Below are 19184 nucleotides of genomic sequence, written 5' to 3'. Positions count from 1 at the left end.
GGCGAAAACATGCTCCATCAGGCTAGTCCTGCTCTGGCCGCGTATTTGACGAGATCGACGTGGTTCTCCACATGCAGCTTGCGCATGGCCGATCGCTTCTGCGTGGCGACGGTCGGCACGGATCGGTTCAGCGTGCGCGCGATTTCAGTCACCGAAAGGCCCTGCGCGAAGAGGCGCACCACTTCCAGTTCGCGGGGCGAAAGCGGCTGCTCGCGCGCGAGGTCCTGCAGGGTCGATCCATCGCGCGCCAGACGGTGTTGAATCTTAGGCGAAATGATCGTCTCTTTCGTGCTCAATGCACGAAGCGTGACCTGGCTGAGCTCGCTGGCGGGCTCCTCCTTGCTCATGATCGCAGCGACGCCCAGCTTGCACAATTCGTGATAGATGCCGCCGCTCGTCATCATGGTCAGCACAATGACGGGTATGTTCGGAAAGGACCGCTTGAGCTTGCTGATCAGCCGCAAGCCGTCTATGTCCGTCTCGTCTTCTCCCTGCATCACGAGATCGGTGATGATAAGGTCGACGGGCTCCTTTTCGAGTACGCGAAGCAACTCGGCGCCGGAATGAGCCATGGCGGCGATCGTAAAACCCGGAATTTTCGAGAATTGGTCGGCTACAGCCAACAGCACGATCGGATGATCGTCCGCCAAAACCATCCGAATCTTGTCCCCTCGTGCGTTCATATAACAACCGTTTTTTGAGTTGCCGCTCTTCGAGTCCAAACCCGAAACGTACGGCTCATTTATTGATGTAAAAGCAACTCACGAATGTCGGGCGGGCCTGAGCTATCCCGCAAAGGAAGCCTATCGGATTTTAGGACGTGCTCAATCCGGGAGAAACATCGGCGGTGTCAGAAGTGCGTTTCGCCCGGCGAAACGAATCTTCCCGGCGACACCGGCTTCACGTCCCGCACGCACTTTGTCTGCAGCGCGGACGTTTGTGCATCCTGACCCGCGCTGCTCATGCTCATTGCTTCCACGAAGCGAACTCGCGAGCTGGTCGAGCGGAATCGATGTCACCGGCGGCCTGGCCTCACGTTCGTACTTACGGCTTTCGGATAGCAGCATGCAAGCAAAGATGATCATCGAAAGGCTGAATACCAAAGCAATCGGCACGATCAAATTCCAACTCGATACCCCTAGCGCTGCCAGAAGCAGAAACGACAAGCCGAAATAAACCGACGTGAGAATCGACGACGCGCGCCCGGCCATTGCGCAGTAATGCCGAAATTTTCGGCTCAGAAATTCGAGAATTGACATGGCGATATTCAGTGCAATGGGCACGACGGTCGACCCCGGCTCATACAGGATCCGAAGGAAGACAGTGCTTACTCAGGCCAGCACGCAGGCAGAGCGAGTGCCCATCGCTCGTGACTTGCGCCCTGCCACAACGATGGTCGAATTTAGCCGACGGGCTCTCCGCTCGATATAGAAAAATATCGAAAGCCCGATATGGTCAAAATATCCGCACGATTCATCCGGGAATGGTCTTGCTTCGATCTGCGAACTTATGTAGGGAGATCGTTTTTTTCGTCATCTCCGAAGACGAAAACACCGAAGCGCGAGAGGGTCTATCGCGGAGTCTTCGGTGATTGGGCACAGGATGCAAGACATCCCGCAGACTCGCGTCTTGAGGATGTCTTATGAATTTCTCAGACGCACGTGGTATCGGCCCTTAGCATCTTCAGATGCCCGGCGATGCGTGCGACCACTTCCGACCAGTCGCAACCGTGACGCTTGCGGAAGAGACGCATCGTCGGATATCCGCCTTCTCCTTCAGCAAAGCACGGATGCGCTCACCGAGAATCTCCGGACGGCCTTTGAAAATGAGCTTCTCCACTGCCTTGCGGCCCGCGAACTTGCGCGCGAGCTGGTTGCGCTCTTTCGAATCGTCGATGAGACGCAACGCCGCCGCCTTGTACTCTTCGGTCGTCTTCGTGATCATCCACTCCGGGAAGCCGAGACGACGGAACATACCTTCATCGATATGCTCATGCACTTCGCGGCCGGTCTTGCATACGCCGACGAGACCCGCCCACACCGTATCCACGATGCCGTTCGTGTTGCCGAACGGGAACGGATTGAGGAACATGTCGCAATCCGCGATGACCTTCATGTAGTTCGCATAGCTCTGATGCTTGTGGACGACGCCCTTGTCGCCCATCAGGCGGCGTACCAGATTGCGCACTTGCGGGAACGTGATGCCCGTCGCCTGGCCCACCAGAAAATGGAACTCGACAGGCACCGATGCTTCATTCGCGATATCCGCGCATGTCTGCAGGAAACCGGGGTTGAGCTTGATCGTCGTGGCCGCGACCGCGATCTTCACCGGGTCCGACTTGGCGCGCTTGCGCGGCTCGAGCTCGACTTCGAGCATCGCGGCGGGCGGACGATACGGCATGCCGTCCTGCGGCAGCTTCAGGAGCTTCTCGCTGAAGCACGCTTCGTCGCCGACGTAGTCTTCTTCCACGACGACGTAATCCATCGCATGACCATGCGTCGTGGCCGGATGACCGAGCGCCATCAACTGCAGCGGCGCGACGCGCAGGCATGCGAGTCCCATCGTGATCGGGAACATGCCGACGCTCGGCATGTACATCGCCTGCGCCTCGCGCGCTTCGCTCACGTCGCGAACCTGGCGCATGTTTTGCCACAAGTCGCCCTGCAACGGGATGAACTCGTGGAACACTTCGCGGCCCGCTTCATCCACACGCCCGTCATAACCCATGCCGATGATGTGGAACTTGTCGCGCATCGCGACGATGGTCTGCGAATGCGTGCGATAGATCGAATGGTTCTTCGAGAACCATTCGAGCACGACCAGCAACACCGGCTTTTGTCCTTCTGCAGCGGGCCGCGCTTGGCGCTCGACATCATGAATGCCGAGGCTCGCGAGCTTGCGGCGGATCAGCGTGTTGATCGGCTTCTTGATGTCGTGCTTGCCCGGCAGGTCCGCGTAACTGCAATGCATGTACATGTCGTGCAGCACGCCCATCGGCAGGGCACCGTTGATGTCCGTCGAGCTGTTGCCGTCGGTGTTCACATCGCCGTTGACGATCACGCCGTCACCATTCGTCGACGAGTTGCCGTCGATGTTCAACGAACTGTCGTTGGACGTGCTCGTGTTGCCGTCGATCACCACGCCGTTGCCGTTGTTGGCTTCGCCATTGATGTCCGTCGAGCTGTTGCCGTCGGTGTTCACGTCACCGTTGACGATCACGCCGTCGCCATTCGTCGACGAGTTGCCGTCGATGTTCAACGAACTGCCGTTGGACGTGCTCGTGTTGCCGTCGATCACCACGCCATTGCCGTTGTTGGCATCACCGTCGCCATTCTTCGACGAATTGCCGTCGATGTTCAGCGTGCCGTTCTCGATCACGCTCGTGTTGCCGTCGATGACCACGCCCGAACCATTGGCCGCATTGCCGTTGATGTCGGTCGAACCATTGCCCGACACGTTCGTGTCGCCGTTGATCACCACGCCGGAGCCGTTCGTCGCCGAATTGCCGTCGATGTTCAGCGTGCCCTTGTCGGTCACATTCGAGTCGCCGTTGATCACAACACCCGAACCGTTGTTCGCATGACCGTCGATGTTCGCGTGGCCATTGTCCGACACGTCCACATCGCCGTTCACGACCACGCCATTGCCGTTCTTCGACGAGTTGCCGTCGATGTTCAGCGAACCGTTCTCGATCACGCTCGTGTCGCCGTTCACGACCACGCCCGAACCATTGGCCGCATTGCCGTCGATGTCAACCGAGCCGTGGCCCGACACGTTCGTGTCGCCGTTGATCACCACGCCGGAGCCGTTCGTCGTCGAATTGCCGTCGATGTGCAGCGTGCCATTGTCCGTTACGCTCGTGTCGCCATTCAAGGTAACGCCATTACCATTCGTTGACGTACCATCGAGATCAACCGTACCGCTACCCGAAATATTCAGGCTCGTTCCGCTGCTCTGCGAAATCCCGCCCGTACCATTACCGGTATCCGCGCCCGCCTGCTGCACGATGTTGCCCGTGGCCGTGCCCGAGCTCGCCGTCGTGATCGTCACGTTCGTGCCGCCGCTCAGCACGTTGCTGATCGACTGGTTGTTCACCGTCGCCGCGTTGCCGCTCGGCGTGAAGCCGCTCATGCCGCCCGTGTAGTTCGCATCCGCGCCCGTGCTGATGGTCACGTCCGTCGGATCGATCAGCCACTCGCCGCCCTTGCCGTTCGGCGCCGCCGCGCTCAGGTTGCCCTGCACGCTCAGGCTATGGCCCGACGTCTCGATGAAACCGCCATCGCCATGCGCCGCGTCCGCCTTGATCGTCGCGCCGCTATCGACTTGCGTGAAGTCCGCGAACTGCACGCCGTCTTGCAACATGCCTTGTGCTTGCGTGCCCGAGAGCTTGCTCAGGCTGTCACCACCGATGATGTCCGCCTTGATCGTGCCGCTGTTCTCGACGAGCGCGTTGGCCGTCGCGTTGTTCAGCGTCAACTGGATGCCTTGACCGTTGGCGAGCGCAACCGTCGCGCTGTCGCCCGCGGCGAGCGCGACCTGACCGTTCTTGCCCGCATCGATGGAACCGGTGTTGCGCACCTGATCGCCCATCAGCGTGACATAGCCTTGCGCGTTGATCGTGCCGTCGTTGACCACGCTCGCGTTCTTGCCCGTGCCCGACAGCTTCAGCGGACCGCCCGACATGAACTGGTTCGCGTCGATCGACTTGGTCGTCGCCAGCAGCGAACCGACGTTCACCACCGCGCCCTTGCCGAACAGCACGCCGTTGGCGTTCTGGATCAGCACCTGACCGTTGGCCAAGAGCGAACCTTGAATGTTGGAAGCGCCCGCGCCCGTCACGCGGTTCAGCGCCTGCGCTTGTGCGTTCGGCTGATTGAACTGGACCGTGTTGCCCTGGCCGACGTTGAACGAGTTCCAGTCGATCACGGCACGTTGCGTGCCCTGATTGATGGTCATCGTGTTGGAATTCTGCGAGATCGAAGCCTGACCTGCGGTGACTTGACCGCCGGTCGGCAGTGCCTGCGCGAAGCTCGTCGCAGGGGTCGATGCGAACATCGCGAGCGCAAAGGCCGTCATCGTTGCGATGACGCCCATTTTCGCGCTTTGAGGAGAAGAGGAGGAAGCGTTGCCTTCGCCGGGCGCCTTGCCCTGGCTTGTTACGTCTTCCGCAACGGCGACCAGCATGCCATGACGCTTACTGAAAACACGACGAAACCGATTCTTGTTCATCCGAAAATAAACCTAGTAAATGAGATTTAGCCGTCCCGGATATCGAGTACGGCGCAACGTGTGACAGGAATTCGCTCAGCTCGACGCACGCGCGGTCGCGCACCTTTTTCACACTCAGGAACCGGTGCCAGAAAGCAGACCAACTCCACGGATCGAATGCTATTGATCGACGCCGCGTCGCCATATAGAAGAAATTCGAATGCCCTCACGGCTGCCCGAGCGGGTACCGTGGATCAAAGGCCCGGCGGGCCAAGCGTCGATGGAATTCAGAATGTTCCCCAATCGACAAAGCGTGAACTTAGAGACAGCCGGCAGTTAGCGGCGCGCGCACCTCGATGCGCGCCATCCAGCCCGGTACACCGATAAGGGATCGTGGGAGAAACGCGCCGTTTCTGTACGCGACGCCGAAACGCGTGCGCCCGGTCTGGATAGACCGGGCATCGGCATGCCGCCAGAATCAGGCTGCGTGAGAAAGGTCGCCCGGACCGAACCGGTCCAGCTTCAATCCAAGGTTCGATGCGAAGCGATGCAGCTCCGAAAGCCGGTCGAAGCCCAGCAAGCTGCGTACTTTGATACTCTGCGAGCTGATCGCGCTCTTGCGACGTTGCATCAAACTCGCTATCTCGCGGCCTGAAATGCCGCACAGCATGAGCCCGGCGATCTCCATCTGGCGCGCCGTCAGCATCCCGAAGCGCTGTAGCTCCGGATTACTCCGGTACTGATACAAAGCCGCGCGCGCGGTCGGCGACAGATATGACGCGCCGCGCTCGAGCTCCCGCACCGCAGTCAACACCTCGGACATCTCGTCGGATTTGCTCACGATCCCTGCCACACCGCGTTGCTCGAGCGATCCAACGAGAAACGGCTCATGAAATTCGGTATAGACAAGAATCCGCAGATCGGGAAATTCGCGCGAAACAATGGAAAGGAATCGCCATCCGTCTGGCGATCCTCTGCCCGGCATCGAATAGTCGGCGATCAAAATATCGCATTCGCGGTGTGCCAGTAAATCCATCAGATCGGAGACGTCGTGCGTCGTGCCGACCACATCGCAGCCGGCCTCATCCAATGCCTTGTGGAGACCAAATGCGACGAGTGGATGATCATCCGCGATAACGACCTTCAGCTTCTCGCGTTTGCCAGTCATGACATTTACCCCCGGATCGCGTCGAATTCGACGCCGATTTGCGAACGCTCCAACGACAATCCGTGACTCGCCGCGAAGCGATACATCTCGGATTCCCGGGAAAACCCCAGTCGCTTGCAAGCCGCCGCACGCTGAGAGCTGATCGTATTCATTCGGCGATCGAGCAGGCGCGCTGTTTCGCATACAGAAAGACCACATAGCATCAAGCCCGCGATCTCCATCTGCCGACGCGTGAGCGCGGTGAAGCGGCTCAACTCCGGCGACACATTGAAGCGCTCTACTGCCGATTGCGCGACGGGAGACAAATAGCGCCCGCCAGCGAAGAGCGTATGGATCGCGACAAGCATTTCAGACATGTTTTCGCGCTTGCTGACCACGCCAGCGACGCCGCGTTGCGCGAGACTTCCCACGAGAAATGGATCGTCGAATTCGCTGAAAACGACGACGGGCAACTTCGGGTATTTGCTCGACAAGGCGGTCAGAAATTGCCAGCCGTCCAACGAGGAAGCATCCGGCATCGAATAATCGGCCACGACCACATCGCACGCTTCATTTTCAAGGACGTTCATCAAACCGTCGGCGCTGCTTTCCACGCCACGTACGTTGAATCCCGCTTCAAGTAATGCTTTATTGAGGCCGCACAGGACGATCGGATGATCGTCGACTATTGCGACTCGAATGTCTTTCGCCATCGTTTCATCTCCCCGAAATCTGCTTAGCTCAACCGTACTGAATATGGATAACGATCCGGATGAACAATATCGACCGGGATTTCGGCTCGATATAGAACGACTTTGAAACGAACCGGGAAGGACGAAACGTTCGACTTGCGTCATGAAAGCCGATGGTTTGCCGAGCAAGGCACATCGCCGTATTGCGGATAGCGGACGTACACACGAAAAAAAGCCGCCGGGCTAACGCAACGGCGGCTGAACGGGGGCAGACTTAAAACTACGACGGGAGATTACGCGCGATCCGGGCGCCGATATATCGATCGATTTCGAAATGGCGAAGACCTGCCTTGCTTGCATCAAACGTTCGTATAAGCACGCCGAGCCGTTCGTAGAATGGCGCGCGCGCATGCGCTTCTCTAAGCTGACGTCATGGTCACGCATCGGGAGCGCATCATGGGCGATACATCGACACGCAGGCTGTTATCCGCTTGCGCCGCCGTTCTGGCGTTCGGAACGTGGTATTCGCTGAGCGCGCCGCACGACTGGAGCGCGCTCGATCGCGCCGGTTACGACACGCAGTTGCCGCTCGAACGCATCGCGTTGAGCGAAGAAACCGCGCCCTCGATAATGCAAGACCGCTAGGCGCGCGGCGGCGTCGATGCGCCTTGCGGCATCTTCACGCCGAGCGCTTCGGCTTTTAGCACCAGGTCGGCCAGCGAACGCGCGGCCATTTTCTTCATCGCCTGGCCGCGATGAATCTTCACCGTGATCTCGCTCAGATTCATCTCCGCTGCGATCTGCTTGTTCATCAGACCCGACACGACGAACGCCATCACCTCGCGCTCACGCGGCGTCAGCGACTCATACGCGCGCCGCAAGTCCGCGACCGAGCGGCTCGCCGCGCGCCGTTCTTCATCGGCTTCGAGCGCCTGCGCGACGGCATCGAGCATGTCCTGATCGCGGAACGGCTTCGCGAGAAAATCCTTCGCACCCGCTTTCATCGCTTTCACCGTCATCGCTATGTCGCCGTGCGCCGTCATGAAGACGATCGGCAAGCCGAGCTGGCTCGCGGCCATCTGCTCCTGCACGGCGAGACCGCTCTGCCCTTTCAGCCGAACGTCGAGGATCAAACAGCTCGGCACTTCGGGCATGTCGTGCGCAAGGAACTCGTGCGCGGACGCGAACGTCGTCACGTTCAGTCCGACGGAACGCAGCAGCATGCGCAGCGCATCGCGCATCGATTCGTCGTCGTCGACCACGTAGACCATCGCGGCGTGCTTGTCATTGCTCATCGTCTCTTCTCTCGTTTTCGGGCAGCACGAAAAGCAGACGCGCGCCGCCTTCATCGGGCGATTCCGCCCATATCCTGCCGCCGTGCGCCTCGATGATCGAACGGCAGATCGACAAGCCCATGCCCATGCCTTCGGCCTTCGTCGTGAAGAACGCATCGAATAGACGCCGCGCGTTCTCGTCGCTGATGCCCGTGCCCGAATCCTGCACGACGATCTGAGCGTAACCGGGATCGCTGTCGCTCTCGCGCGTCGCCACACGCAACACACGCGGCCCGTTCACGGCGGACATCGCCTGCGCCGCGTTCATCATCAGATTGATGAGCACCTGCTGCAACTGCACGCGGTCGCAACGCACCGTCGGCGACGGCGTCGCGAGATCGGCGCGCACATCCACGCGATGACGCGCGAGTTCGCGCCGCACGAGCTCGATCGTCTCGCCGACGATCTCGTTGACTTCGAGCGTCGCGGGCTGGCTGTCGCGCTTTCTCGCCATCGCGCGAATGCGTGCGATGACTTCGCTCGCGCGCTTGGCGTCGCGGACCATCTGCGCGATCGATTGCTGCGCCTCCGCGATGTCCGGTTGCGCGCGATTGAGCCAGCGCAAGCCGGCGCCGCCGCTCGTGACGATCGCGGCCATCGGCTGCGTGACTTCGTGCGCGATCGACGCGGCCAGCTCGCCCAGCATCGTCACGCGCGTCACATGCGCGAGTTCGGCGGTCGAGCGCGCGAGCGCTTCCTGCGCGAGCTTGGTTTCGGTGACGTCCATCAGCGCGCCGACGTATTCGCCGCCGTCGTTTTCGCTCGATGCACGATGCGCCACGTAATGAACGTGCTTCACGGTTCCATCCGGCAGCAGCAGCCGATGCTCGACATCGATATCGCGCACGCTGGACAGCGCCGCTTCATGCGCGCCGCGCACGATCGCGATGTCGTCGGGATGCGAGCGCGCGAGAATTGCATCGATGGAAGGCGTCATGTCGCGCGGATAATCGAAGATGCGATACGCCTCGTCGGACCACCACATCGTGCCGGCGGGCAGACGCGTCGCGATGCTGCCGGTAAGCGAAAGCCGCTGCGCATCGAGCAGGAACGCTTCGCTGCGCTTCAATGCATCGCGCTGACGCTGCAACTCGGCTTCCATGCGCTTGCGCTGCATCGTCGTGGCCTGAATGCGCAGCGAGAGAACGGCGGTCGTGCCGATTGCGAGCAGGCTCACCGCGCAGCGTGCGAGCGCGCCGCCCGAGACGTTCTCGTCGTGCGAAAGAATGAAGCCGACGAGCGTGAGGATGACGCAGCCCCACGCGGTCGCGACCGTCGCGGTGCGATTGCCCGTCGATGCGATCAGCAGCACGACGACGACATACAGCACCGCGATGGCGATATCGAGCGGCGTGAGCGCGTCGATCAGAAACACGGCGAGCGCGATGGCCGCCGCGAGCATCGACACGATGCGCGTATCGTGACGCACCGCGCGCGGCGCGCTCTGGAATGTCTCCATCAATCAATCATCGGCGTTCGTTGGAAAGGTCCGGGCCCGCGCCAGATTACGCGAAGCATTCTAATCCTTCAAAAATCCTTGCCGAATGCGTTCGAGGCAATCGGCGACGGCGGTTCCATCGACGGGCTTGCTGAGAAAGCACACCGCGCCGCCGTCGAGCGCCTGACGGCGCGCGGCATCGGATGCGAACGCGGTGATGAACATGACCGGCACGTTCAGATTCAGCTCGTGCAGACGTTGCTGAAGTTGCAGGCCGGACATGCCGGGCATGTTGAGATCGGTGATGATGCACGCGAGGCCGTCGAGCGGATCTGCGTCGAGAAACGTCTCCGCCGACGCGTACAGGCTGACCTCCCAGCCGAGCGAGCGCAGCAGACTGGAAGAGGCGACGCGGACGGATTCGTCATCGTCGATCACGGAAACTCTGGAAGGCGATTGCAAGGGCGTTGTCCTGTTTCGGCGCGCAATGAACTGATCCACGCCTGATTGGAAGCCATCTTACGCACGCGCCTCGTGCCGCGAAATAACATGAAGGTATAGGTCCGAAGCGCCCGCTTTCATCTGATGAAACGGCGTGAGCCCTTTCTGCGGGAAATGCGCCGACAACGTATAGTCCCGTTCTGCTACCTCAGGGTCTGTTTACATGCCGGCTTCAGCTTCGACCACACGCGACGGCGGCAAGCACGTCGAACTCACGCGCGGCCTGATCGCGCTCTTCGCCTTCTGCTGCGGCGCGATCGTCGCGAATCTGTATTACGCGCAGCCGATCATCGAACTCATCGCGCCCGATCTGCACATGGCGGGCGGCACGGCGAGCCTGATCGTGTCGCTCACGCAGATCGGCTATGCGCTCGGGCTGTTCTTCATCGTGCCGCTCGGCGATCTGCTCGAAAACCGCAAGCTCATGATCGCGACCGCGCTCGTGTCGATCGCGAGTCTCACGGCCGCCACGTTCACGCACACGCCCGGCTGGTTTCTCCTGATCTCGCTCGTGATCGGCTTTTCGTCGGTGGCGGTGCAAATTCTGATTCCGCTCGCCGCGCATCTCGCGCCGGACGAATCGCGCGGCAAAGTGGTCGGCACGATCATGAGCGGGTTGTTGCTCGGCATTCTGCTGTCGCGGCCGATATCGAGTCTCGTCGCGGGCCACTTCGGCTGGCGCGCGATGTTCGGCGCGGCCGCCGTGTTGATGATCGGCATCACGAGCGTGCTCGCGTTCACGATTCCGAGCCGCAAGCCAGATCATCAGGCGACGTATTTTCAGCTCATCGGCTCGCTCGGGCATCTCGTGCGAACGATGCCGGTGCTGCGTCATCGCTCGCTTTATCAAGGGCTGATGTTCGCGTCGTTCAGTCTCTTCTGGACCGGCATTCCGATCGAACTGACGCGTCATTACGGGCTTTCGCAGACGGCCATCGGCATCTTCGCGCTGATCGGCGCGACCGGGGCGACATCCGCGCCGATCGCCGGGCGTCTCGCCGATGCGGGCCACACCGTGCGCGCGACCTTCATCGCGCTGATTCTCGCGGCGATCGCGTATCTTCCCGTGGTGATTCATCCCGCGTGGGGCGTGGGCGCGCTTGTCGTGACGGGCATCGTGCTCGATTTCGCCGTGCAGATGAACATGGTGCTCGGCCAGCGTGAAATCTACGCGCTACACGCCGCGAGCCGCAACCGGCTGAACGCCGTCTACATGACGAGCATTTTCGTGGGCGGCGCATTCGGCTCGGCGTTCGCGAGCCAGCTTTACGAGCACGGCGGCTGGACGCTCGTCGCGAGCGTCGCGACGTGCTTTCCGCTCATCGCGCTCGCGCACTTTCTGCTGATCGGGCGGCATCACGCGGCTTCGGCCAGCGCCTGATCCTCACGGCTTGGGAATGCGGATGCGGCTGATCATCAGCGAGCCGGAGATCGCGTAGATCAGCACGAGCGGATGCAGCGTGAAGCCGCCGAGACGCACCGTGCCGAGCCACATGCTTTCGCCGATCGCGCCGGACCACGCGCCGATGGTCAGCAGCAGCACGATGAGAAACGATGTGGGAATGGGCGTGCCTTCGAAGTGCGTGACCTTGCCGCTTGCGCCCGACATCTCTTCGGTCGTGACGTTGTAGCGCGCGAGCCGCGACACGCCGCACGCGACGAAATAGGCCAGGATCACGCGGTCGTAGAGGCCGCGCATGCCGAACCCATAGCCGATGATCGCCGGCGCGACGCCGAACGAGATCACATCGGCGAGCGAGTCCAGCTCCTTGCCCAAGAGCGACGCCTTCTGACGCCAGCGCGCGATGCGGCCGTCGAGCACGTCGAACACGAGCGCCGCGAACACGAGCGCGCAAGCGAGATAGATATGCAGCACATCGGAGTCGTCGAGATAGGACATCGACGAGAAAAGCGCGCCCGTGCCGCACACCGCGTTGCCCAGCGTGAACCAGTCGGCCAGATGGAAATCGCGGATCATCGAGAATCGTTTGGCTTTCATTCGTTTCTGTTTTCGTGACGTTCGGGCAGCGCCGATGGCCAGCGCCGCGAGACTTTCAAGTCTATCATCGCGCCCTCTTTCCCTTAGCACTCCGCATGCCACGCATCGTGGCAAACGGCGCGAGGCAGTATCATCACCGCACGCAAAGGAGGACCGCGACCATGATGTTCAAACGCGCCCTGGCGCTCGCGAGCCTGATGCTCGCCTGCGCGTCATCGATGGCCGCATCGCTCACGATCAACGTCGGCGGCGAGCGCTCGCTCACGGCCGATCAATTGCTCGCGCGCCCGGATGCCGCGATCATCCGCGTGCCGAACGACGTCACGTTTCATCGCAGCATGACGTATCGCGCCGTGCCCTTGCGCGCGCTGCTCGGCATCACGGAACTGCCCGCGGGCAAGGAGCTTCAGGTCACGGCCACCGACGGTTTCGTCACGCACTTTTCCGCGAAGCTGCTGTTCGGCGATGCGAAGAAGCGCGCCGAACCGTGGCTCGCGATCGAGCCGGCGGACGACCCTTGGCCACAGGTGCCGGGCAGCGGCGATGTCGGTCCGTTCTATGTCGTGTGGATCGATCCGGCCGCGTCGGGCGTCACGAGCGAGCAGTGGCCGTTCAAGGTCGACGCGATTCGCATCGCGCCGACGCTCGCCGCGCGCTTCCCGCAGATCGCCGTCGACAAGAGCGTGCCCGCCAATTCGCCGATACGTCGCGGCATGACCGTCTTCACGACGCAATGCATGGTCTGCCACAAGCTGAACGGCGCGGGCGATGCGTCGGTCGGCCCGGACCTGAATCGTCCGCATAATCCGACCGAATATTTTCAGCCGTGGGCGCTGAAGGGGTACATCCGCGATCCGAAGTCGATTCGCGCGTGGGCCGACATGAAGATGCCCGGCTTCGACAAGAACGCGATCAGCGATAGCGATCTCGATGCGGTCATCGCGTATCTCGGCTACATGGCGAAGCGCAAGAAGTAGCCGGGTACGTTACGCGCGCGCGTCGAAAATCGCGTTGAGATCGTTGCCCGCCGCGGCGTCCTTGAACCCGTCGAAGCGGCCATCGACAAGTCCTTGCGCCGCGCGCATGAACCCGCCCCACGCGACGCGCGCAAGCCCTCCGCCGACGCTCACGCGCCGCACGCCGAGCGCGGCGACGTCGCTCAGCGTGAACTCGGACACGCCGCCGATCAGCAGGTTCACCGGCTTCGGCGCGACCGCCTTCACGACGGCTTCGATCTGCTCGCGCGTCTTGATGCCGGGCGCGTAGAGGCAATCGGCGCCGGCATCGGAATACGCCTTGAGACGCGCGATGGCATCGTCGATATCGGGCTTGCCCGCGAAGAAGTTTTCCGCGCGGCCGACGAGCAAGGTGTCGCCGCCGCTTGCGTCGATCGCGCGCCGCGCCGCCTTCATGCGCGCCACGGCGACATCGAGCGCAAAGAGCGGCGCGGATGCGTCGCCGGTCGAATCCTCGATCGACAAGCCCGCGACGCCCGCCTCCACCGCGAGCATCACGCTTTGAGCCACTTCGTCGGGCGTCGCGCCGAAGCCGCTTTCGAAGTCGGCGTTCACGGGCAAATCCGTCGCCTCGACGATTTCGCGCAGATGAGCGAGCACGGCGTCGCGCTGCATGTGATTGTCCGCATGACCTTTGGACCATGCGAAGCCCGAGCTCGTCGTCGCGAGCGCCTTGAAGCCGAGCGTCGCGAGATAGCGGGCGGAACCGACGTCCCAGGGATTCGGCAACATGAAGCAGCCGGATTCGTGCAGCGCGCGAAAAGCGGCGCGTTTCTCGGCGACGGTGCGGGGCATGGCGTGGCTCCTTGTGGATGAACGGGTCGGAACGTCGACGATACGCGAAGGGACGAAATGGTGCTCGTACTAAGCCTCTCCTAAGCCCTTACCCCTACGCTCGAGTCTTTCCTCGCATGAGAGACGACATGGAGCGAACAGAAAATGCACTCGCCAAGGTCCCCGAACTGACCCTGGCGTTCTGGATCATCAAGATAGCGGCGACGACGCTCGGCGAAACCGGCGGCGACGCACTCTCGATGTCGATGAACCTCGGCTATCTGGTGAGCACGTTCATCTTCGCGGCCGTGTTCGTCGTCGCGGTGATTGCGCAAGTCAAGGCGGAGCGATTCCAGCCCGCGCTCTACTGGATCACGATCATCGCGACGACGACCGTCGGCACCACGCTCGCCGACTTCGCGGACCGCTCGCTCGGCATCGGCTATGCAGGCGGAGGCGCGATCTTGCTCGCGTTGCTGATCGCATCGCTCGCGGTGTGGCATCGCGCGATGGGATCGGTCTCCGTATCGACGATCGCATCGCCGAAAGCGGAAGCCTTCTACTGGGTCACGATCATGTTCTCGCAGACCCTCGGCACCGCGCTCGGCGACTGGACCGCCGACACCGCGGGCTTCGGCTACACGGGCGCCGCGACGATCTTCGGCGGCGCGCTGTTGCTGATCGTGCTCGCGTATCGGTTCACGAACGTTTCGCGCACCCTGCTGTTCTGGAGCGCGTTCATCCTGACGCGGCCGCTCGGCGCCGTAGTCGGCGATTTTCTCGACAAGCCGGTCGCGAACGGCGGTCTCGCGATGAGCCGCTACGGCGCGTCGATCGCGCTCGCGATGTTCATCGTCGTGTGCGGATTTCTCTTCAAGCAGCGGCCCGCGCGCGTCGCGCATTGAAGCGCGTTGCAAGAAGAAACGGCGGCCCCGAAGGACCGCCGCGTTGCCTGCAGCTTCTACCAGCCTGGCCGCTTACTTCTTCAGATCGAAGCGGTCGAGGTTCATCACCTTCGTCCACGCCGCGACGAAGTCGCTGACGAACTTCTCCTTCGCATCGCTGCTCGCATAGACTTCGGCGAGCGCGCGCAGCACCGAATGCGAGCCGAAGATCAGATCGACGCGGCTGGCGGTCCACTTGCGCTGCCCCGACTTGCGATCGCGCCCTTCGAACACATCGCGGCGCGACGACATCGGCAACCACTCCGTATTCATGTCGAGCAGGTTGACGAAGAAGTCGTTCGTCAACGTTTCGGGCTTGTCGGTGAAGACGCCGTGCGCGTTGTCTGCGGCGGTCACGTTGAGCGCGCGCAAACCGCCGATGAGCGCTGTCATCTCCGGCGCGGTCAGCGTCAGCAATTGCGCCTTGTCGATCAAAAGCGTCTCGACGGGCACGCGCACGTTCGACTTGACGAAGTTGCGGAAGCCATCGGCGACCGGTTCGAGCGCCGAGACCGAGAGCACGTCTGTCTTGTCCTGCGACGCGTCCATGCGGCCCGGCGTGAACGGCACCGTGACCGTGTGGCCCGCCTTCTCCGCCGCCTTCTCGATCGCCGCGTTGCCCGCCAGCACGATCAGATCGGCCATCGAGATCTTCTTGCCGCCCACTTGCGCGCCGTTGAATTCTTTCTGAATGCCTTCGAGCGTCGACAAGACCTTGCCGAGCTGTTCAGGCCTGTTCGCCTCCCAGTCCTTCTGCGGAGCGAGACGAATGCGCGCACCGTTCGCGCCGCCGCGCTTGTCGGAGCCCCGGAACGTCGATGCCGATGCCCACGCCGCCGACACCAGATCGGTAATCGACAACCCCGACGCCAGCACCTTCTGCTTGAGCCCCGCGACATCCTGATCACCGACGAGCGGATGATCCACCGCCGGAATCGGGTCTTGCCACAGCAGTTCTTCCTCCGGCACTTCCGGCCCGAGATAGCGAGCCTTCGGACCCATGTCGCGATGCGTCAGCTTGAACCACGCGCGGGCGAAGGCGTCGGCGAACTGGTCTGGATTCTCCCAGAAGCGCTTGGAAATCTTCGCGTATTCCGGATCGAAGCGCAGCGACAGGTCCGTCGTCAGCATCGTCGGCCTGATCTTCTTCGACGGGTCGTGCGCGTGCGGGATGGTTTCCGTCGAATCCTTCGCGATCCACTGATTCGCGCCCGCGGGACTCTTCGTCAGTTCCCATTCGTAACCGAAAAGGTTCTCCCAGAATCCCTGGCCCCACTTCGTCGGCGTCGTGGTCCAGGTGACTTCGAGGCCGCTCGTGATCGTGTCCGCGCCCTTCCCGCTGCCGTAGCTGTTCTTCCAGCCGAGGCCCATGTTTTCCAGATCCGCCGATTCCGGCTCCGGACCGACGTTATCGGAAGGCCCCGCGCCGTGCGTCTTGCCGAACGTATGGCCGCCGGCGATCAGCGCGACGGTTTCTTCGTCGTTCATCGCCATGCGGGCGAAAGTCTCGCGGATGTCATGCGCCGCCGCGAGCGGATCGGGATTGCCGTCCGGGCCTTCCGGATTGACATAGATCAGGCCCATCTGCACCGCGCCCAGCGGATTCTCCAGATTGCGGCCGCCGTCGGTGCGGCTGACTTCCTCGCCGTGCTTCTGTTCGTCGGCGGTGATGACGCCCTGATCTTCATCGTTGCCGGCCGCGCCCTTGCCGTAGCGGACATCGCCGCCGAGCCAGGTCTTTTCATTGCCCCAGTAGACGTCCTGATCCGGCTCCCATGTGTCTTCGCGTCCGCCCGCGAAGCCGAACGTCTTGAAGCCCATCGTTTCCAGCGCGACGTTGCCGGCGAGGATGATCAGATCGGCCCATGAAAGATTCTGTCCGTATTTCTGCTTGACGGGCCAGAGCAGGCGGCGCGCCTTGTCGAGGCTGACGTTGTCCGGCCAGCTATTGAGCGGCGCGAAACGTTGCTGGCCGCGTCCGCCGCCTCCCCTGCCATCGCCGATGCGATACGTGCCCGCGCTATGCCACGCCATCCGGATGAACAGCGGACCGTAGTGGCCGAAGTCGGCAGGCCACCATTCCTGCGAATCGGTCATGACCTCCGCGAGATCTTTCTTGACCGCGGCGAGGTCGAGGCTCTTGAATGCTTCGGCATAGTCGAAACCCGAGCCGAGCGGATTCGACTTGTCGGAATGCTGACTCAGCAGATCTACCCGCAGTTGCCGCGGCCACCAGTCACGGATGGTCGTTCCGGTGCCGGCGGCATGCGTAAACGGGCACTTCGATTCGTTTGACATGCGTTATCTCCTTGCGAGGACGTACCCACTAGTACTAGTTCTTGTGCTACTGACTACCATGGCGTCAGATCCATGCGAGGCGCTGCACGAACCTGGTCCGATAAGGGATTTCGCGGCGTGCATCGGGCGATGCGTGGTTCATCCCGACAGCCTTGTGCAACTTAAAAAATACGTGAGAGCGGCGCTCAATAGAATGCGATTTTTGCAATGCCGCCGATAGGTGACGGCTATAAGGCGATGGCGCGTTTGTTTCGCGCGGGCATGTTGCAGTGCGGAATCGCGGGCGGCGCGTCTGACTTCTTTTCGTCATGAAAGCGCGCAGCTCAACGCGCGTGTCAGTCTAGCAGCGTCTCGCGAGCTTGGCAGCGAAGGTGTGTCAAGTCGTCCGTTCGGGGAATGGCGGGCGGCGGCCGGGTGTTGGAGTATTTGACAACACACTATGGCGTTGTCAGAACGTCCAACAGAAAAGCTCCGCTCGTCCTGGGTGCGCGAGAGGAGATGCCTTCCGGTGGTTTCGTCGAACTAACGATATGGCATGTCCCTGAGCCTGTTCCGGGATGCACATATTCATATAAATACAGGCTTGCGTATGTCGTCGCTGGCGAGTGCGTGCTGCGTTACGACAACGAGCGAGGCAAAGGCGATCACCGTCACTTCGCGAACGTCGAGACACTTTATGAATTTACGTCGGTCGAGCAGTTATGCGCCGACTTCTTCACGAATGTGCAAGTCTGGAACAGATGGAGCTCAAGATGATGAAGACCGTCACGATCGGCATCGCGTCGCTGGAAGAGTTCAGCGAGCGCGTTCTTGCCACGGTCAAGAGCGGCAAGTTCCCAGGAAGGTTCTTCTCCTACGCCACGCCCGAACTCCTCTTCCGCACCTTCACCACGCCCCGCTGGCAAATCATCCGCGCGATGACCGGCGCCGGCCCGATGTCGATCCGCGCGCTGTCGCGCCGGCTCGAACGCGACGTGAAAGGCGTGCATCGCGACGTGCAAGCGCTTCTCGAAGCCGGCTTGCTGGAACACGACGAGCACGGCGCCATCGTGTTTCCGTACGACACCGTGCGCGTCAACTTCACCTTGAAAGCGGCCGATCTCGCGCCGCCCGCCGCGCAGCACAAATCCGCCGGCACCGCCATCGGCGAAGATTGCGCACCGTCGCCGCGCAGCCCGCGTCGGCGAGCGGCGCCACGAAAGCGCGAGCCGCGTCCGGCGGGAAACCGCTGAGCCGCGGAATTCAGCTCCAGTCGTCCATGTCGTGCTTGATCGTGTGGCGATTCGCGATGAGTTCCTCCACGCTCGGCTCGTTGCTCATGGCGCGCTGAATGGCGAGCTTGGTCGCTTCGTAATTCGTGCGGTACATGTCCTTCTTGTCGATGTTCGCGTCCGTCGCGCAACGCGGATCGATCCACACCAGACTGATGATGCACAGATCGTTCGCCTGATCCTTCGGCAGGATGCCTTCTATCAGGCAATCGACGACCGCATCGGCGGTTGCGGACTGCACCACGCCGCCGAACAGATCGATGTTCGCCATGTCCTTCAGCGTCACTTTCGGCACGATCATCGTCGCCGGGCGCACCATCTGATTGCACGCGCGTATCGCGAACATCGCCGTGTGTCCTTTCGATTGCGCCATCATGTTGGCGAACGCGTGGCCGACCGGCCCGTCGACGCGGCCGATGAGAATTTCGGGCATCGCGTCGGTCGCTTGTCCCGGCGCCGCCAGCACGGTTGCTTCGCCTGCGCGGAAGGTCAGATCCAGACTCATGAGCACTCTCCTTTCAGGGCTGAACGATGGTTCGATAGTCCGAAGGAAGAACCGTTT

At 61.8% G+C, this 19184-nt stretch carries 18 protein-coding genes; 6 read left to right on the top strand and 12 right to left on the bottom strand.

The annotated features are described in order from the left end of the window. Positions 1-17 precede the first annotated feature (17 nt). The 5 genes from NCS03_RS24230 to NCS03_RS24210 all read right to left on the bottom strand — a co-directional run bounded on the left by NCS03_RS24230 (position 18) and on the right by NCS03_RS24210 (position 7068). A complete protein-coding gene (locus NCS03_RS24230) occupies positions 18-656 on the bottom strand; it encodes a response regulator (RefSeq protein ID WP_008347384.1) in 639 nt (212 codons plus the stop codon). Positions 657-824: 168 nt separating this feature from the next. Further along, positions 825-1259, bottom strand: coding sequence for a hypothetical protein (locus NCS03_RS24225; RefSeq protein ID WP_175982002.1), 435 nt, complete (start codon positions 1257-1259; stop codon positions 825-827). A 424-nt stretch (positions 1260-1683) separates the two neighbouring features. Then, the gene (locus NCS03_RS24220; protein WP_284504435.1) at positions 1684-5229 is read right to left on the bottom strand and encodes a two-partner secretion domain-containing protein; all 3546 of its coding nucleotides are present in this window, start codon (positions 5227-5229) and stop codon (positions 1684-1686) included. A gap of 457 nt (positions 5230-5686) precedes the next feature. After that, positions 5687-6376, bottom strand: a complete 690-nt coding sequence (locus NCS03_RS24215; RefSeq protein ID WP_175982006.1) for a response regulator transcription factor — start codon at positions 6374-6376, stop codon at positions 5687-5689. A 5-nt stretch (positions 6377-6381) separates the two neighbouring features. Continuing rightward, positions 6382-7068, bottom strand: coding sequence for a response regulator transcription factor (locus NCS03_RS24210; protein WP_008347376.1), 687 nt, complete (start codon positions 7066-7068; stop codon positions 6382-6384). A 411-nt stretch (positions 7069-7479) separates the two neighbouring features. Between NCS03_RS24210 and NCS03_RS24205 the strand changes: the two genes are divergently transcribed. Continuing rightward, positions 7480-7692 carry a hypothetical protein gene (locus NCS03_RS24205; RefSeq protein ID WP_250529959.1) on the top strand — a complete coding sequence of 71 codons (213 nt, stop codon included), beginning with the start codon at positions 7480-7482 and terminating at the stop codon, positions 7690-7692. On the opposite strand, the gene NCS03_RS24200 is transcribed toward NCS03_RS24205, so the two are convergent. From NCS03_RS24200 to NCS03_RS24190, 3 genes are read right to left on the bottom strand one after another with little or no spacing between them, the layout of a single operon-like run. Continuing rightward, entirely contained in the window at positions 7689-8342 is a 654-nt protein-coding gene (locus NCS03_RS24200; protein WP_008347372.1) for a response regulator transcription factor, read from the bottom strand. The genes NCS03_RS24205 and NCS03_RS24200 overlap by 4 nt on opposite strands. Then, on the bottom strand, positions 8332-9840 hold the full coding sequence (locus NCS03_RS24195; protein WP_250529958.1) for a sensor histidine kinase: 1509 nt from the start codon (positions 9838-9840) through the stop codon (positions 8332-8334). The genes NCS03_RS24200 and NCS03_RS24195 overlap by 11 nt, the downstream gene beginning before the upstream one ends. A 60-nt stretch (positions 9841-9900) precedes the next feature. Beyond that, the gene (locus NCS03_RS24190; protein ID WP_033535859.1) at positions 9901-10281 is read right to left on the bottom strand and encodes a response regulator transcription factor; all 381 of its coding nucleotides are present in this window, start codon (positions 10279-10281) and stop codon (positions 9901-9903) included. A gap of 202 nt (positions 10282-10483) precedes the next feature. Between NCS03_RS24190 and NCS03_RS24185 the strand changes: the two genes are divergently transcribed. Beyond that, a complete protein-coding gene (locus tag NCS03_RS24185; protein ID WP_250529957.1) occupies positions 10484-11701 on the top strand; it encodes an MFS transporter in 1218 nt (405 codons plus the stop codon). A 3-nt stretch (positions 11702-11704) separates the two neighbouring features. Here NCS03_RS24185 and pssA read toward each other — a convergent pair whose 3' ends face one another. After that, on the bottom strand, positions 11705-12319 hold the full coding sequence (gene pssA / locus NCS03_RS24180) for a CDP-diacylglycerol--serine O-phosphatidyltransferase (RefSeq protein ID WP_033535860.1): 615 nt from the start codon (positions 12317-12319) through the stop codon (positions 11705-11707). A gap of 161 nt (positions 12320-12480) precedes the next feature. Between pssA and NCS03_RS24175 the strand changes: the two genes are divergently transcribed. Next, complete coding sequence (locus tag NCS03_RS24175) at positions 12481-13296, top strand: cytochrome c (protein WP_008347363.1); 816 nt, start codon at positions 12481-12483, stop codon at positions 13294-13296. Positions 13297-13305: 9 nt separating this feature from the next. Here the strand turns inward: NCS03_RS24175 and NCS03_RS24170 are convergent, their stop codons facing one another. After that, positions 13306-14130, bottom strand: coding sequence for an isocitrate lyase/PEP mutase family protein (locus NCS03_RS24170; protein WP_175982014.1), 825 nt, complete (start codon positions 14128-14130; stop codon positions 13306-13308). A gap of 128 nt (positions 14131-14258) precedes the next feature. Between NCS03_RS24170 and NCS03_RS24165 the strand changes: the two genes are divergently transcribed. Then, positions 14259-15014, top strand: a complete 756-nt coding sequence (locus NCS03_RS24165) for a COG4705 family protein (RefSeq protein ID WP_250529956.1) — start codon at positions 14259-14261, stop codon at positions 15012-15014. Positions 15015-15086: 72 nt separating this feature from the next. Here NCS03_RS24165 and katG read toward each other — a convergent pair whose 3' ends face one another. Next, on the bottom strand, positions 15087-17351 hold the full coding sequence (gene katG / locus NCS03_RS24160) for a catalase/peroxidase HPI (RefSeq protein ID WP_250458056.1): 2265 nt from the start codon (positions 17349-17351) through the stop codon (positions 15087-15089). Between the two features lie 396 nt (positions 17352-17747). Between katG and NCS03_RS24155 the strand changes: the two genes are divergently transcribed. Both NCS03_RS24155 and NCS03_RS24150 read left to right on the top strand, forming a co-directional pair. Then, positions 17748-18107 (top strand): toxin-antitoxin system TumE family protein, encoded by a 360-nt coding sequence (locus tag NCS03_RS24155; protein WP_350029367.1) that lies wholly within the window; start codon positions 17748-17750, stop codon positions 18105-18107. Further along, positions 18104-18583: an HVO_A0114 family putative DNA-binding protein gene (locus NCS03_RS24150; RefSeq protein ID WP_250529954.1), complete on the top strand. Its 480-nt coding sequence runs from the start codon at positions 18104-18106 to the stop codon at positions 18581-18583. Before NCS03_RS24155 ends, NCS03_RS24150 begins: the two co-directional genes overlap by 4 nt. 10 nt (positions 18584-18593) lie before the next feature. Here NCS03_RS24150 and fae read toward each other — a convergent pair whose 3' ends face one another. Then, positions 18594-19127, bottom strand: coding sequence for a formaldehyde-activating enzyme (fae, locus tag NCS03_RS24145; protein WP_008347352.1), 534 nt, complete (start codon positions 19125-19127; stop codon positions 18594-18596). Positions 19128-19184 lie beyond the last annotated feature (57 nt).

It is taken from the genome of Caballeronia sp. ATUFL_F1_KS4A, assembly GCF_023630905.1.
Classification (GTDB): domain Bacteria; phylum Pseudomonadota; class Gammaproteobacteria; order Burkholderiales; family Burkholderiaceae; genus Caballeronia; species Caballeronia zhejiangensis.
The sequence above is the reverse complement of the archived record's forward strand: the minus strand, read 5'-3'. Positions and strand labels throughout refer to the sequence as shown.

What these genes read in the sequence shown, in the direction of transcription:
- NCS03_RS24230 (WP_008347384.1), bottom strand. Translation starts at nt 656, where the DNA reads ATGGTTTTGGCGGACGATCATCCGATCGTGCTGTTGGCTGTAGCCGAC.
- NCS03_RS24225 (WP_175982002.1), bottom strand. Translation starts at nt 1,259, where the DNA reads ATGTCAATTCTCGAATTTCTGAGCCGAAAATTTCGGCATTACTGCGCA.
- NCS03_RS24220 (WP_284504435.1), bottom strand. Translation starts at nt 5,229, where the DNA reads ATGAACAAGAATCGGTTTCGTCGTGTTTTCAGTAAGCGTCATGGCATG.
- NCS03_RS24215 (WP_175982006.1), bottom strand. Translation starts at nt 6,376, where the DNA reads ATGACTGGCAAACGCGAGAAGCTGAAGGTCGTTATCGCGGATGATCAT.
- NCS03_RS24210 (WP_008347376.1), bottom strand. Translation starts at nt 7,068, where the DNA reads ATGGCGAAAGACATTCGAGTCGCAATAGTCGACGATCATCCGATCGTC.
- NCS03_RS24205 (WP_250529959.1), top strand. Translation starts at nt 7,480, where the DNA reads ATGGTCACGCATCGGGAGCGCATCATGGGCGATACATCGACACGCAGG.
- NCS03_RS24200 (WP_008347372.1), bottom strand. Translation starts at nt 8,342, where the DNA reads ATGAGCAATGACAAGCACGCCGCGATGGTCTACGTGGTCGACGACGAC.
- NCS03_RS24195 (WP_250529958.1), bottom strand. Translation starts at nt 9,840, where the DNA reads ATGGAGACATTCCAGAGCGCGCCGCGCGCGGTGCGTCACGATACGCGC.
- NCS03_RS24185 (WP_250529957.1), top strand. Translation starts at nt 10,484, where the DNA reads ATGCCGGCTTCAGCTTCGACCACACGCGACGGCGGCAAGCACGTCGAA.
- pssA (WP_033535860.1), bottom strand. Translation starts at nt 12,319, where the DNA reads ATGAAAGCCAAACGATTCTCGATGATCCGCGATTTCCATCTGGCCGAC.
- NCS03_RS24175 (WP_008347363.1), top strand. Translation starts at nt 12,481, where the DNA reads ATGATGTTCAAACGCGCCCTGGCGCTCGCGAGCCTGATGCTCGCCTGC.
- NCS03_RS24170 (WP_175982014.1), bottom strand. Translation starts at nt 14,130, where the DNA reads ATGCCCCGCACCGTCGCCGAGAAACGCGCCGCTTTTCGCGCGCTGCAC.
- NCS03_RS24165 (WP_250529956.1), top strand. Translation starts at nt 14,259, where the DNA reads ATGGAGCGAACAGAAAATGCACTCGCCAAGGTCCCCGAACTGACCCTG.
- katG (WP_250458056.1), bottom strand. Translation starts at nt 17,351, where the DNA reads ATGTCAAACGAATCGAAGTGCCCGTTTACGCATGCCGCCGGCACCGGA.
- NCS03_RS24155 (WP_350029367.1), top strand. Translation starts at nt 17,748, where the DNA reads ATGGCGGGCGGCGGCCGGGTGTTGGAGTATTTGACAACACACTATGGC.
- NCS03_RS24150 (WP_250529954.1), top strand. Translation starts at nt 18,104, where the DNA reads ATGATGAAGACCGTCACGATCGGCATCGCGTCGCTGGAAGAGTTCAGC.
- fae (WP_008347352.1), bottom strand. Translation starts at nt 19,127, where the DNA reads ATGAGTCTGGATCTGACCTTCCGCGCAGGCGAAGCAACCGTGCTGGCG.